A 14,998-nucleotide genomic window follows, 5' to 3' on the forward strand; every position below is an offset into this window, starting at 1 on the left:
TTTTTGACTATTTTTATTCAGCAATCTCAGGTTCTTGCCTTGTGGCTTCTGAAACTAATTGATCTGCTTTGGCAGAGATTTCATCTGCCTTTTTAACCAAATCTTCTTGTTCTAGTTCCAGTTCAAAGTCATCTTCTGCTGCTTCGGCTTGTTCTGGCACTGTACTTTTAATATCGTTGACTTTATCAGCGATTTTTTCTTTTGTCAATGCCAAGAAATCTAGAACTTTTTCTTTTGACAATTCGCCTGAATCAATTTTAGCTTTGATATCCTCTTTTTTAGCAACTAGGAAATCTTTTGCTTTTTCAGCTGAGATGTCCCCATTGTCAAATTTTTCTCTGATATCATTGTATTTCTCAGTTGAAAACTCAACCAATTGTCCAGATTTTTCATCATAAAAATTAACTGCTGTCTCTTTGAGGTCATCCAATTTGGCTTTAGGATCTTCTTTATAATCTTGGTAAAAATCTTTGACGTCTTGACGTAATTTCTTACCTTCTTTTGGTGCTGCCGCCAAAGCCGCTGCAGCTCCTGCCAACGCTCCTAAAATTGCACCTACTAAAAAACCAGTTTTTTTAGCCATTATTTTTCTCCTTTAGATGATGATTTATTTAAACTCTAAACATATCCTATTAAACTTTGGGTTAGTCTAGTATTAGGCCTTACTTTTTTTGCGACTAAAGAATTTACCAGCACCACGTCCTAAGGTAACGACAGCAGTCGCTTTCCCAGCATTTGACGCTTTACCTTTAAAGCGTTTCGCCAAAGCATTACCAGATTGATTGACCTTAGAAATACTTTCAGATAAGTCAGCAACAGCTGTGAAAAGCGGGTCAATCGTGACGATTTTACTGTTCACATCGTCAAGCAACGTATTCGTCTTCGCCATCAAGGTGTCTGCTTGCTTGAGCAAAATATCCGTATCCTGTGTGACGATGGCGATTGTCCGGTTGACTTCATCAACTGTTTTCATAGTCTTGGTAATTAAAACAACCAAGAAGAGCACCAAGACTGCAACAGCAACTGCGATAATAATCAATGCCATATCTCCCATACCTACCTCTTTCTAAATGCGTTACTTTCTACTTTCCTTGACATAAGAGCAACTCTATCTCGCTCACCTGCTACCATTGCCAAGGCTTAAAATACCTATAGTTGCATTATAGCAAATTACGGCTTATTAAGGAAATATTTGCTCACTTTGTGATGAATTAAAAAGAGGATAATGCCAAGGACGATGAGGACGAGCGATAATGCCTGCGAGACGCGGATGGGACCTAGCATGAGGCTATCCGTCCGCATCCCTTCAATCACGAAGCGCCCTAAGCCGTACCAAACCAGATAGAAAGCAAGGACATCGCCCGATTTTAAAGCTTTGAGACGATGGCGGAGGGACATGACGAGGGCAAAGCCGACGAGATTCCAAGAGGATTCATAGAGAAATGTTGGCGTGCGGTAGCTATTGTCAATATACATCTGATTTTTGATGACACTCGGCAGATAATCCAAAGATTTGACCGCCTTACCAAACGCTTCTTGGTTAAAGAAATTGCCCCAGCGCCCCATGGCTTGTGCCACTAGGACTCCCGGCACAGCAATATCTAGAAAATCAAGAGGCGCAATCAGCTTATAATAAGAAAAGATAAAGAGGGTCACTGCACCCGCAATCAGACCACCATAAATGGCAAGACCGCCATGCCAAACGGCGAAAATTTCAGCTGGATTTTGACGATAAGCGCCAAAATCAAACAAGATATAATAGAGACGCGCCCCAATAATCGCAATCGGAAAAGCAATCAAAATGAAATCTAACATATCATCTGGCTTGATTTTTTTGCGCGGCGCTTCTTTCATCGCCAGCCAAACAGCCAGCACAACGCCCGCAACAATACATAAGGCATACCAACGAATTTCCAATGGTCCAAGTTTTAGTGCGATTGGATTAATCGCTAAAAATAATGCGCTCATCTTATGAATTCTTCGCAATCAAATTAGAGAGACGTTCTTCGAACATCTTGGTGGCATCAAAGCCCATCTGTTTTGCTCGGAAATTCATCACCGCTGCTTCGATGATAACTGACACATTTCGCCCAGTCGTCACTGGAATTTTGACCTGCGGTACAGAAACACCTGAAAACTCCGTCGTCGTTTCCCCATTGCCAAGCCGATCGTAGGTGTTGCCTTTTTCATATTTTTCCAAATAAACCGTCAAATCAATTTTCGAGCTGTCCATGACTGCACCAGCACCAAACAGGCTCATGACATCAATAATCCCAACGCCACGCAGTTCAATCAAATGACGGAGAATTTCAGCAGGTTCTCCCATAACCGTAAATTCATCTTTTTGGTAAACATCAACGCGGTCATCTGCCACTAAACGATGCCCCCGCTTAATCAATTCCAAACCTGTTTCAGATTTCCCGATACCAGATGACCCTTGAATGAGGACACCCACACCGAAAATATCCATGAGGACGCCATGAACCGTTGTCCGTGTTGAGAGTTTTTCATCTAAAAAGGCTGTAATGGCACCATTAAGACGGCTAGTGGGTTCTGTTGATTGCAAGAGAACCGTGTCGCGTTTTTTAGCGACACTCACCATTTCATCTGGAATAGGTAATCCCCTTGCTACAATAATCGCAGGCGTTGCATCTGTGACGATATTTTTAAGTAAATCATAGCGATTGTCACCGATGACATTTTGAACATAAGACCACTCTTTCATCCCAAAAAGTTGAATGCGTTCTGGCGTATAGTACTCCAAGTAACCTGTCATTTCTAACCCCGGACGGGTCACATCAGAGGTCGTAATTTCTTTTTTTAATGCCGTCTCCGATGTATAGACCACATCAAATTTAATTTTTTCAAGTAATTCAGCAACTGTGATGACCATCATCTCTCCTTTTAGCTAACTTCAGTATCCTGTCTTTCGTAAATCGTCTCTCATCCTTTTATGGATCAGATAATATCAACATGACTTATTTTTATTATATCAAAAATTATAAAAAACGTTTCATCTGACCGCAGATGAAACGTTATTTCTGATGATATGTTCGCCTTTAGAATTTTGACCAATCATCGTCATCATCATCAAAAGGTGTCACATCTTTCATTTTTTTAGATTGTGTTGGTTTGTCGCCTGGCCATTGTGAAAATCCTGAAAAATCCTGTTTATTTTGCCAGTCATTTCGAGTTGGTTGTGGCATGACAACTGCTGCAATGATATAGATGACCAAGAGAGAGCCGAAACTTGTCAAGGCTAGGACAGCGTAGACAATCCGAATAATGGTAATCACATCATCACTCCAACCAAAATACTCACCAATACCACCGATCACACCGGAGATTTTTTTATTGGTTCTTGATTTTGTTAGTTGTTTACTCATGGCTCTGGTTCACCTCGCTTTCATCGTCTGTTTTTTGTTCTGAAATCGTCTCAAACTTTGAGTTGTCTACTTCTGGGACAACTGTTGGTTCTGCTTTTTCGACCGTTTCAGGTTGCTCAGTTTGATTTGTTTGTTCAGTTTGTTCAAAGGCTTGTTCTACTGTTTCCGTTGCCTCAGCTTGAACTGGTGCTGTCGTTTCTTGACTTGCTACTTCGCCGTCTTTCAACCAAATACTACCTGTATTCGTCGCAATATCCAACGTCAAACTATTCGTCGCCGTTCTAATCAGTGCTGCACCATTTTTCGTGATTTCTAGTGGATTATCAAGGGCAATCCGTGTTCTATATTTGCCAAATGTTGTTTTGAGATAGCCAACGACACCAATATTTTGAGGGACTGAAATTTTGACATCGCCATTAACATTTTTCACTTTAAGATTTTCGGCATTAATCCCAGTAGCTGTCACGACAATTTCACCATTAACATTGGAAACGTCCGCTGTTTCAAAGTCTGCTACAACTCTAACCTCACCGTTGACTGCTTTCACAGCAACCGTTTTAAATGTACCGTCTTTAACAATCAAATCACCATTCACTTTTTTAACGTTCAAGTCTTCAGCAATCAGATTTTCGATGTTTACGATACCATTGACCACATCAAATTTAGCATCTTGAATCTGGCTAGCCGCAAGCATAATCGTCATTTCAATGACAATGCGTTTACTTTTCACATTCACAACTAGCTCACCCTGATCAAGTTCGAGGACAACATTGTCACGGATAAACTCGTCCAGTGTTTCTTCTACCACACCACCATAAACTTTATAAGTCGTTTCGACAATCGTTTTGTCAATGTCTTTCGTGACAACTGTTACATCGCCAGAAGTTGCTGTGACTGAGATGCCTTTAATGACACCGTCAAAGGTTTGAGTCTCTTTTTTTGTCCCATATTTCAGGCTTGGGAAACCATTACTGAAGTCAACATTATTGTCGACTGATTTTTTAGCCGATTGGAAAAGACTTTTGATGACTGATCCAGCTTGGTTGACAAACTGTTTCACCGCTTCTGATGAATCTGTTTGATATCCCTCTTTATCTGTTTGTTGCGTCGTCTCATCGCTAGCTCCTGTCTCTTGATTTAGACCAGCTTTTTCAAGCAATTCAATGGCTTCGCTTTCGGTAATGATGCCCTTACGCATCAAATCCATAATTCTTTCTTTTTGATTATTCATGTCGTCACACTTTCTTGTAAGTTGTTCAGTTGTCGCAATTTCACCCATTGCGATATTTCAATATTTAAATTAGGTTAGTAGATACACTTATCTACACCTTCATTATCCCACTTTCAAATCAAAAAGAAATCAGGCGAAAGTCTGATTTCTTTTGATTAAAGCATTATTTTTCTTCAAAACCGGCAGTTGCTACTTCAGGAAATTCTAAGGCAACAATGCTGGCACAGTGTTCACACAGTTCAACTAAATGTGCATTGCTATTTGTACCAACTGATTCGTCAATTCGACGACAACGTTGACAAACACCACCGACCGCATGATTAACAATAATCGCCATATCTCCCACTTTCACAGCAGCTTCTGGCGCGGCTTGATCAGAGACGATTAATTCTGAAACGATGAGGAGCGTTGCCACATCTTCAGTTTCAGCGACGCTGGCTAAGAGCACTTTGGTCGCTTCATCTGGGTAAACCATCACACTGGCTTCTAAAGATTTACCGATGACTTTCTCATCACGCGCCATTTCCAAAGCCTTATGCACGCCCGTACGGAATTCCAGGAATGCTGACCAGAAATCGAGTAGCTCAGTTTCATCTGATATAAGGTCAGCAGATGGCATCTCAGTCAAGTAAGCGTAGGCTTCCGCTTCTTGTTCAAGGTAAGTCCAAATTTCTTCAGCTGTATGTGGGACGATTGGCACCAATAATTTTGTCAATTTGACTAAAATCTCATACATCACCGTTTGCATCCGTCGGCGATCCGTTGATTTTTCTGTTTCGATATAGACAATGTCTTTAGCAAAATCAAGGTAGAAAGCTGACAAATCATTGGTCAAGAAGTTAAAGATTGTCCGATAAACTTCCATGAAGTTGTAACGATCATAGGCGTCACGAACTGCTTGGACGACTTGGTTCAAACGCACCAATAAGTATTTGTCAGAGCCTTTCAAGTCTTCGAACGCCACCGCATCTTGTGTCTTATCAAAGTCTGATGTGTTGGCAATCAAGAACCGCAGGGTGTTTCTGATTTTACGGTAGGCTTCTGATGTTTGACCAATCAAATCCATTGAGACACGAACGTCAGAGGTATTATCGACACTTGCGACCCAAAGACGAAGAATGTCGGCACCGTACTGTTTGGTCACATCTTTTGGTGCAATCCCATTGCCCAACGATTTAGAGAATTTACGGCCTTTCGCATCTTGGACGAAACCTTGTGACAAGACCGCTTTGTATGGGGCAATCCCATTGACCGCAACAGAGGTTGTGATCGATGAGTTGAACCAGCCACGATATTGATCAGACCCTTCGAGGTAGAGGTCTGCTGGATATGTCAGCTCTTCACGTTGATTTAACACACCATTCCATGATGAACCTGAGTCAAACCAAACGTCCATGATGTCCGTTTCTTTGGTGAATTCACCATTTGGCGAGCCTGGGTGTGTAAAACCTTCTGGCAATAGGTCTTTCGCATCACGTTCCCACCAAATAATCGACCCATTTTCAGCGAAAAGCTGGGCGATGTGTTCGATCGTTTCTGGCGTGATAATGGCTGTGCCGTCTTCGGCGTAGAAAATCGGTAACGGCACGCCCCAAGCACGCTGACGGCTGATGACCCAGTCGCCACGGTCGCGAATCATGTTATAGAGACGCGTTTTGCCCCATGGTACAATCCAATCAACATTTTCAACTTCGCTCAGGATGTTGTCGCGGAATTTGTCAATAGAGGCAAACCATTGTGGCGTGGCACGGAAGATGACTGGTTTTTTCGTCCGCCAGTCGTGTGGATAGCTGTGGGTGAAGAATTCAAGTTTGAGTAGCGCATGGTTTGCTTCTAGCCACTCTGTGACTTTTTTATTGCCCTCATCGTAGAAAAGTCCTTCAAGTCCTGGTGCTTCATCTGTGTAGTAACCACGGTCATCAATTGGCGAGAGGACACCGAGTTTGTATTTACGGCTGAAGAAATAGTCGTCTTCACCATGACCTGGTGCGACATGGACAAGTCCTGTACCTGACTCAAGGGTGACATATTCTGCGTTCATGACTAAGGTATCACGGTCATAGAAGGGATGTTTTGCCACCATGCCGTCAAGGTCTGACCCTTTGATGGTTTGAAGGACTTGGTAATCTGTCCACTCTAATTTTTCAGCAACTGTGTTGAGCAATTCTGATGCGATGACAAATTTGCGGTCATTGACTGCGACTAAGACATAATCATAGTCTGGATGCGCAAAAATCCCCAAGTTAGACGGAATTGTCCAAGGTGTTGTCGTCCAGATGACAAATTCTGTGTCTTCTGGTAAAAGACCTTTGGTATCTGTTGCTTTAAAGGCCACGTAGATAGACGCCGAACGCACATCTTGGTACTCGATTTCAGCCTCAGCCAGTGAACTTTCAGATGATGGTGACCAGTAGATTGGTTTTGCACCTTTGTAGATATAGCCATTTTCAGACATTTGACCGAAAACGCGGATTTGCGCCGCTTCAAATTCAGGCTGTAAGGTCACATAAGGATTTTCCCAATCACCTAAGACACCTAAAGATTTGAAACCTTTACGTTGCAAGTCAACTTGCGTTAAAGCATAATCGCGACACATTCGGAGATATTCCGCACGGTCAAGTTCCTTACGTTTCACACCCTTTTTCGTCAACACTTGCTCAATAGGTAGACCATGTGTGTCCCAACCCGGTACGTAAGGCGCCCGGAATCCCGCCATATTTTTATAACGGATGATGATGTCTTTCGAAATTTTGTTCATGGCGTGGCCGACATGGATATCCCCATTGGCATAGGGAGGACCATCATGAAGGACAAATGACGGTTTCCCTTCGTTTTCTTTCAAACGGTAGGCATAAAGATTCGCTTCGTCCCACGCTTCTTGCATTTTAGGTTCTTTGTTAGGCAAACCAGCACGCATTGGAAAAGCTGTTTTTCCTAGATTCAAGGTATCTTTAATTTTCATATTCAGTTATGAGCTGACCGTGATTGTTTATCGGTCGATACTCAACGCCTCACTTTCTTTGATTTTAGATTAATGGTTCGGTTACAAATGATATCAACTGGCTTAACAGATTAGTCTAGATTTTTTTGGCGTCAAGATAAAGCGCAGCAACTTTGGGAGTGTAAACTGAAATCTAACGAAGTCCTTGCGACATCCAGTTTTTATCGTCAAGGCGACGTAGACAAAGCGACGCAACCTTGGGGTTGTGAGCTGAAGTCTAAGGAAGTCATGACGACAAAAAAAGGCCTTCCGCAAGGGACGAAAAGCCGTGGTACCACCCTCATTCACTTGATGACTCAAGCCTCAAAAGTCTGATAAAGTAGACCACGCTATTTTTCTCTGATACAAAGCTTTCACGCCAAATGGCTCAGCCAGTATCAGATATCAACAAGTTGATCATCAATAACGAAGGGATTGCAAGGCTTCCACCATCTCTTGCTCGCTAGTTATATTCGTTACTGACCTGTGCTTGTTTTCAAATTTCAGAATTCGTTGTGTCTTGTTCTGTTTCAGTTGGCTCTGTTGATGTAACAGATGCAACTGATTCATTCGGTTCTGTTATTTCAGGCGTTGCGACAGTTTCTTCATTGTCAAGAATTTCTGACACTTGGTTCACTGTGTGACTGATTTGAACAGTATTGCCTTCATGCGTTTCGATAATTTCTTTTAACTTCTCTTCACCGTCGCCAATGTAGGTTGATGTCGGTTTAAGAATTTCTTCCCACTCATGAGACTTAATACCTTCAAGCTGTGCTTCAACCATTAAGGTCATCCGTTGATGGTAAATGCGCATCTTGCGTTTGAGTTCATCAGTTTCTTTAACCAAACGACGTGCGTCGTCTGAAGCAGAATTCAGAATGCCACCAGCTTCTTTTTTAGCAGATTCCAAAATATATTGCGCTTTTTGGCCTGCTTCAGAAGTCACACCGTTAGCTTCGTTGATGGCTTGTTCTTTCAAGTTATCGGCAGCACTTTGCGCCACAACGATTGACTTGTTCAATGATTCTTTCATGCCTTCAAAATACTCGACACGTTCACGCAAACTTTTCAATTCACGTTCTTGATCTTTCATCTTTTCAGCAAATGTATCATAGTCACGAATGACTAAATCAAGAAAATCATCAACGTCAGCTTTGTTGTAGCCACGCATCTTAGTTGGAAACGTCTTATTTTGAACATCTAAACTATTTAAAGTCATAGGTGCTACCTCCTATTATCATTTTTTACTTATCTTTTGGTTGAGATGACCTGAACTTCAACTCTCATCTTATCTTTTTTGGTAAGACCGAGTGTTTGCACAATTTTGATACGACCAAGGCCGCGAATACTGACCAAATCACCGTTTACCAACTCAAAGTCATTTCGTAAATTTTCCGTATAATTGACCTTGGCTTTACTTGATTGTATCAAATTTTGAGCTAAATTGCGAGACATATTGAAGACAGCTGCGATTGTCTTATCCAGTCTTAAACTTGATAAGGTAATGTTTTTTGTGACGGCTTGTTCAACTGTTGGCACAAATTGTAGCACATCAATTTCTCGAATTTTAACACCGCTGCGCGCAATCTTATGGACATTATCCGTAATCAGCGAGACCAATTTGGCATCTATAAGCACTTGAGCAAAGCGATCATGAACCACAATATCGCCAATTTTTGAGCGGTCAAGTCCCGTTTCACCTAACAAAGTGCCCAAAATTTGCGAATGTTTCAGCGTCACAAACTTACTAGCAAAGTCAATCTGTAAACAAGCTAACTCAAAATCAGCGACCTCCAGTTGATAGTAGCTGGGTGCTAAAATCACCTTCAGATACTCCGTCTCAGCGATAGCTGAGCTGGTAAATATCTGAATATCAGCCCCATGTTGCCCCTGTACCAAAGTCGTCAAAATAAAGACTTGTCTCGGATTTAAAAAATCTGTGGTGACCAAGCTATAACTGTCAATTACGCTCGCAAGCCAGTCAGAGACTTTATCAATAAAAGCACGCTCACTCGGTCGAAAATGTTGGTAAATCGCTTGGGTCATCAGAACATCATCAGCAACAAGCGTTGGATACAGTTCAGGGCGATAACGGCAACGGCAATTGTAAAGTCGAGTCCGGCAAATTGAAGGGGTAAACGGTCAAAAATAGACAAAAACGGACGTGAAATTTGTCCGATGATTCTGCCGATTTGACTATTTCGTAGATCAGGTGCCCAACTCAACAGGGCATAGACAATCAAAACCCACTCGTAAATCGTGATGAGGCGATACAAAAAGTATATAATCATTAGTACGTATCCAAACCTTCAAAGTTACGGCCTGCAAGAATGCTCAATTCTTTTTCTGCATCCACTGTCATCCCATTTGGTGTGAGCAAGAAAATTTGCCCACCGACATTTTGAATGTCGCCATCAAGTGTGAAGACCACACCTGTTAAAAAGTCGATTGACCGACGGGCTTGTTGGTCGCCCATATTTTTAAAGTTGACCAAAACACTCTCGCCATTTCGAATCACACGTGCTGATTCCATGATTTGATCATAAGCAGCTGGTTCTTTGATGGCAATGGTTGGAACAATCCCAGCTGAAATCGGACGCTGTTGCGACGCGGGACGGGTTGGATTTGCAGCAATATCAGGTTGACGATTTTGCTTGCGTTCTGATTTCATTTCTGGCTTAGGCGCCGTATTGGTCACAACTTGTGGGCGGGGTTGCGCGGGCGATTGTGTCGGTGCTTGATTTGTCACCACTTGAGGACGCGCGACAGGTGCCGACTCTTCCTCATCTCCTAAGTTAAAATAATCTTTTGCTTTCTCAATGTAATCTTTTAAAGCCATTAATTTCTACCTACTTATTTTAGTCATCTCTAGCGTTTAGAGGCGTCCTTTATTTAAAAAACTTACTACCAATTCTGACAAACGTTGCACCATGCAAAATGGCTTGTTGATAATCTTGGCTCATCCCCATTGATAGTTCTGTGCAGAGAATATGCGGCAAGCCTTGACTGGCAATTTCCAGTTGCAAGCGCTTGGTTTTGTCAAAGATTTCAACCAATTCTGCTTCACTCGCATCAATCGGTGCCATTGTCATCAAGCCAACAATTTCAACTTGTGATAAGTTAGCAATGATTGGCAGAACGTCTGCTAAGTCATCTGGAGAAAAGCCATGTTTACTCGCTTCTCCGGAAACATTGACCTGTAGAAAACACTTGATGACGTGATTAGCACGCTTATCAATTTCCTGCGCCAACTTAATTGAGTCAAGCGCATGGAAATAATCCACTCGATTAATGACATCTTTGACCTTGCGACGTTGTAACGTCCCGATTAAATGCCAGGTAATTGGCAAATCAGACAGTTTCTTCTGTTTATCTAGAAAAAGTTCTGTCCGATTTTCAGCGATATGGGTGATACCAGCTGCAACCAAGGCCCTAGCCTGATCGGCCTCGACATATTTGGTCACACCAATCACAGTTGTTTTGTGCCCTGTTTGCGTTTCAGCGTCAGCAACCTGTGCCAAAACGCTTGCAACATTTTCAGAAATTGTCATCGCTTAACGTTTCAAAAATGGTGGCATATCAAGATCGTCATCATTTGATGACGCAGTTGCACCACCAAAGCTGCTGACACCAGTTGCACTTGTTGATTCTGACGGTGTTTGGCGAACGGTGTTTTCTTTGCGAATATCCCAGTTACCAAACGCTGATTCAGGTGCTGAGCTTTCAGGTGCTGATGTTTTTTGACGTGGTGCAAAGTGATTATTTGACAAATCAAGATTTGATGACCCTAAAACACGACGACGTGGTTGTTCAGCAACTGGTGCTGTTGTTTGTGTTTGACGTGTTGCCGCTTGTTGCAAATCTTCTTCTGACACACCAGTCGCAACAACTGTCACACGGATTTCATCTTTAAGCGTGTCATCAATAGATGTTCCTAAAAGAATATTGACATCATTGCCAGCTGCTTGGATGACCAATTCTGACGCATCTTGTGCTTCAGTCAAGCTCATATCCATACCACCTGTCACATTGAGCAGGACATTTTCAGCGCCTTCGATGGTTGTTTCAAGCAAGGGTGAATAAATGGCTTTACGTGTTGCTTCGATAACACGGTCTTCACCAGAGGCAGTCCCGATCCCCATCAAGGCATCCCCTTTGTTTGCCATGACTGTTTTTACATCTGCAAAGTCAAGGTTAATCATGCCTGGATTTGTAATCAAATCCGTCACACCTTGCACGCCTTGGCGTAACACATTATCAGCTTCTTGCAAAGCTTCTTTCAAAGGTGTTTTCTTGTCAACAATTTCAAGCAAGTTATTGTTTGAAATAATCAACAAAGTATCAACAGAGGCTTTGAGCAATTCAATCCCTTCTGAAGCAAAGTAACCACGTTTGGAGCCTTCAAAGCCAAATGGACGTGTGACCACACCAACTGTCAAAGCACCCAAATCGCGAGAAATTTGTGCAATGACTGGGGCAGCTCCGGTACCTGTACCGCCACCCATACCAGCAGTGATGAAGACCATATCAGCGCCTTCCAATGCGTGTTGGATGGTTTCAGCTGACTCTTCTGCTGCTTTTTGACCAACTTCTGGTTTTGAACCTGCGCCCAAACCACGTGTTAATTTTGGTCCAAGCTGAATGACTGTATCCGCTTTTGAGGCACTGAGCGCTTGAACATCTGTGTTTGCTGCGATGAATTCAACGCCTGAAACACCTTCTTCAACCATGCGGTTGATGGCATTGCCACCCGCACCACCGACACCGATAACTTTTATAATCGCGCCTTGCGTCAGCGCTTCGTCAAATGAAAATTCCATCGTTATTTTCTCTCCAAATCCATTTTTTACCGTAACGAGTCATAAAATTAAGCTTTCTCGTTCAAGACTTCCCAATCAGAACCTTGGTGTGGCGCTCATAATAGAAAGTTTTGAAACGTGCTTATTGTATACGACTTAATCAAACATACTACCAAACATATTGCGAACCTTATCCACAAGACCCTCTTTAGGATCTGTGTCTTGAACAGGTGCATTCGGTTGTACCTGTGGCGTAGGTGCCACATAAGTCATCTCGTCAGTTGCTTGCGTGTAGACATTATCCGTGAAAGTTGCAACGGCAGGTTCACGATACGTCTCAGTAATCGGTTCTGAAAAAATGGCGTTGCCTGCTGCTGCTTCTGTCACTAAAACTTCGATATCAGAACGGCTACCCACATAATCCACAACTGAGATCACTTGTGCGAAAGTTGGATTGCGAAGTCCCATTTCATTTGGCACATACAAGCGAACATTGGCACCGATAATTTTCGTTGCTAATTCTGTCACACCTGGCATCGCCGCAGCGCCACCTAGCAAGACAATCCCGCCTGGCAATTCAAGGCCACGTGAGCGCTCCAAATCTTGACGAACACGTGAAAAAATCTGCGTTAAGCGTGCTTCAATGACTTGTGAGAGATAAAACTCTGTAATTTCAACCGGTTCTGTGTGCCCAACGACATCCACAGGGAATTTTTCTTCCTTGCTAGCGCGTTCTGTAGAGGCTTCCCCGTAATTCAGTTTTAAATTATTAGCTTGGTCCAACGATGTGTTTAAAACCGTTGAAATATCTTTTGTAATGTAGTCGCCACCTTCAGGAATAATGTGTGCAAACTGCAATTCTTGGTCACGAACAGCAATAACGGTTGTTTGACCAGCACCCAAGTCGATGACAACAGTCCCAAACTCACGTTCACCTTCATTTAATACATGGTGTGCTAAGGCAAGCGGTGCAATCACGATATTGTCAACCTTGAGTCCTGCCCGTTCAACTGCACGGCGAATGTTGTGGACCAATGTTTTAGGACCTGTGTAGACTAGGCCTTTCATTTCAAGTCGGACCCCAAACATGCCACGTGGGTCTGAAATACCAGAAAAACCGTCGACTGTGAACTCTTTTGGTTCGACAGCGATGATTTCTCGTTCTGGCATCATACCACGCATCAGAGCGCTCGCAACGACTTGACTGATGTCGCTTTCAACGACTTCTTTCGATTCGCTATTAATCGTCACCATGCCCTGACAAGCATCAACTTCAAGTCGATTGGCTGGCACGGCAACATTTAACCCTGTAATTTGGATGCCTGCGCGCTCTTCTGCTGCATTGACTGCTTTGCGAATCGCTTGAGCTACTTTTTCAATGTCAACAATTGTACCGTTTTTCAAGCCGTCGGATTTTGCGTTCCCGACGCCGATTATGTTCATTTCACCAGAGACGTATTCAGCTACCAGCACTTTGATCGTGCTCGTTCCAATATCCAATCCCGTATAAAGTCCACTTTTGGCCATTAAAGTGACTCCTTCCATTATCCATTCATCATTTTTAAAATTTAATTATGTAAAAAGTTGCCTATTTTCCGATTATCGGCATAAACACTCTTTTTTATTTTAACACAAAATCACAGCAAAACAAGATATTTGCTGTGATTTTCGTCAATTAACACTATTCTTTTAGAGCCGTTGGGTTTGACCGATTGAAAATATCGCAATTGTCCCTGTCCCTGTATGCGTGGCAATCGTTGGCCCTAGTGGTGTTAGCGTCACTTCTGTGATCAACTTTGATTGTAATAAATCCGCTTTCACTTCTTCTGCAACATCCATGGCACCAGAGTAGCCAATCATGACATGCGGGTAAGCAGGGTCAAGATCAGTCAAGGTATTGGCCACCAATGTTTTCAAGGCCTTTTTTTTGCCCCGAATTTTACCCACCTGCCGCAATTTTCCTGCAGGGTCCACATCAATGATCGGTTTGATATTGACTAAAGTCCCAACAGTTGCTGCCGTTTTAGAAATTCTGCCTCCACGCGCCAAGTGATATAAATCATCTGCCATGACCCAACTCCGCAAGCGAGGGATCAAATCTTCAAGGGTTGTCACGACTTCTGCTAAAGTTGCACCAGCATCTCGCAGTTTAACCGCTTCCTTGACGAGGTAACCTTCACCTGAAGCCGCAGCTAAAGTATCAAGTGTCGTAATACGAGCTTCAGGCAGTTCATCCAAGACCAGTTGCTTCGCCATTTCAGCACTTTGGTAAGTCCCTGACAAGCCAGATGAAAAACCTAGGTAAAGGACAGCCTTGCCTGATTTGACAATGGCACTAAAAAGCTCTGAAAATTGGCCAACATTAATCTGTGAGGTGACAGGCTTGGCACCTACCGCCATTTTTGCTAATAAAACATCGCTCGTGAGGCGGTCTCGACCCACAGTCTGATAGGTTGTCTCATCTAAGGTTACGGTCAAGCCTAGCATCGCAACATCATGTGCTGCAATATAAGCATCCGATAAATCTGTCGTCGAATCTGTGATGATTTTATAAGTCATGGTCACTCCAATTTCGTTTAGTATCTATGCGTTATCTCCGCAT

Annotated in this window: 15 protein-coding genes; all 15 read right to left on the reverse strand. The window is 42.8% G+C overall.

Going from position 1 to position 14,998, the window contains the following annotated elements; genetic code table 11:
• Window positions 1-13: 13 nt before the first annotated feature.
• A complete protein-coding gene (locus tag RsY01_RS02965; protein WP_094784066.1) occupies window positions 14-583 on the reverse strand; it encodes a YtxH domain-containing protein in 570 nt (189 codons plus the stop codon).
• Between the two features lie 72 nt (window positions 584-655).
• Window positions 656-1,054, reverse strand: a complete 399-nt coding sequence (locus RsY01_RS02970; RefSeq protein WP_094784067.1) for a DUF948 domain-containing protein — start codon at window positions 1,052-1,054, stop codon at window positions 656-658.
• A gap of 116 nt (window positions 1,055-1,170) precedes the next feature.
• The gene (gene lgt / locus RsY01_RS02975) at window positions 1,171-1,968 is read right to left on the reverse strand and encodes a prolipoprotein diacylglyceryl transferase (RefSeq protein ID WP_094784068.1); all 798 of its coding nucleotides are present in this window, start codon (window positions 1,966-1,968) and stop codon (window positions 1,171-1,173) included.
• A 1-nt stretch (window position 1,969) separates the two neighbouring features.
• Window positions 1,970-2,893 carry an HPr(Ser) kinase/phosphatase gene (gene hprK, locus RsY01_RS02980; RefSeq protein ID WP_094784069.1) on the reverse strand — a complete coding sequence of 308 codons (924 nt, stop codon included), beginning with the start codon at window positions 2,891-2,893 and terminating at the stop codon, window positions 1,970-1,972.
• Between the two features lie 166 nt (window positions 2,894-3,059).
• Window positions 3,060-3,386 carry a PspC domain-containing protein gene (locus RsY01_RS02985; protein WP_094784070.1) on the reverse strand — a complete coding sequence of 109 codons (327 nt, stop codon included), beginning with the start codon at window positions 3,384-3,386 and terminating at the stop codon, window positions 3,060-3,062.
• Window positions 3,379-4,617 carry a DUF4097 family beta strand repeat-containing protein gene (locus RsY01_RS02990; RefSeq protein ID WP_157905771.1) on the reverse strand — a complete coding sequence of 413 codons (1,239 nt, stop codon included), beginning with the start codon at window positions 4,615-4,617 and terminating at the stop codon, window positions 3,379-3,381. The genes RsY01_RS02985 and RsY01_RS02990 overlap by 8 nt, the downstream gene beginning before the upstream one ends.
• A 163-nt stretch (window positions 4,618-4,780) precedes the next feature.
• Window positions 4,781-7,579 carry an isoleucine--tRNA ligase gene (gene ileS, locus RsY01_RS02995; protein WP_094784072.1) on the reverse strand — a complete coding sequence of 933 codons (2,799 nt, stop codon included), beginning with the start codon at window positions 7,577-7,579 and terminating at the stop codon, window positions 4,781-4,783.
• A gap of 514 nt (window positions 7,580-8,093) precedes the next feature.
• Window positions 8,094-8,816 (reverse strand): DivIVA domain-containing protein, encoded by a 723-nt coding sequence (locus tag RsY01_RS03000; RefSeq protein ID WP_094784073.1) that lies wholly within the window; start codon window positions 8,814-8,816, stop codon window positions 8,094-8,096.
• Between the two features lie 29 nt (window positions 8,817-8,845).
• Window positions 8,846-9,643 (reverse strand): YlmH family RNA-binding protein, encoded by a 798-nt coding sequence (locus tag RsY01_RS03005; protein ID WP_094784074.1) that lies wholly within the window; start codon window positions 9,641-9,643, stop codon window positions 8,846-8,848.
• Window positions 9,643-9,888, reverse strand: a complete 246-nt coding sequence (locus RsY01_RS03010) for a YggT family protein (protein WP_094784075.1) — start codon at window positions 9,886-9,888, stop codon at window positions 9,643-9,645. Before RsY01_RS03010 ends, RsY01_RS03005 begins: the two co-directional genes overlap by 1 nt.
• Window positions 9,888-10,436, reverse strand: coding sequence for a cell division protein SepF (locus RsY01_RS03015; RefSeq protein WP_094784076.1), 549 nt, complete (start codon window positions 10,434-10,436; stop codon window positions 9,888-9,890). The genes RsY01_RS03010 and RsY01_RS03015 overlap by 1 nt, the downstream gene beginning before the upstream one ends.
• A 49-nt stretch (window positions 10,437-10,485) precedes the next feature.
• A complete protein-coding gene (locus RsY01_RS03020; protein WP_094784077.1) occupies window positions 10,486-11,148 on the reverse strand; it encodes a YggS family pyridoxal phosphate-dependent enzyme in 663 nt (220 codons plus the stop codon).
• A 3-nt stretch (window positions 11,149-11,151) separates the two neighbouring features.
• Window positions 11,152-12,417 (reverse strand): cell division protein FtsZ, encoded by a 1,266-nt coding sequence (gene ftsZ, locus RsY01_RS03025; protein WP_094784078.1) that lies wholly within the window; start codon window positions 12,415-12,417, stop codon window positions 11,152-11,154.
• A gap of 135 nt (window positions 12,418-12,552) precedes the next feature.
• Window positions 12,553-13,923 carry a cell division protein FtsA gene (gene ftsA / locus RsY01_RS03030; protein ID WP_094784079.1) on the reverse strand — a complete coding sequence of 457 codons (1,371 nt, stop codon included), beginning with the start codon at window positions 13,921-13,923 and terminating at the stop codon, window positions 12,553-12,555.
• 162 nt (window positions 13,924-14,085) lie between these two features.
• Complete coding sequence (locus tag RsY01_RS03035; RefSeq protein WP_094784080.1) at window positions 14,086-14,955, reverse strand: DegV family protein; 870 nt, start codon at window positions 14,953-14,955, stop codon at window positions 14,086-14,088.
• Window positions 14,956-14,998: the final 43 nt, after the last annotated feature.

This window comes from Pseudolactococcus reticulitermitis (assembly GCF_002260845.1).
Lineage (GTDB): Bacteria > Bacillota > Bacilli > Lactobacillales > Streptococcaceae > Pseudolactococcus > Pseudolactococcus reticulitermitis.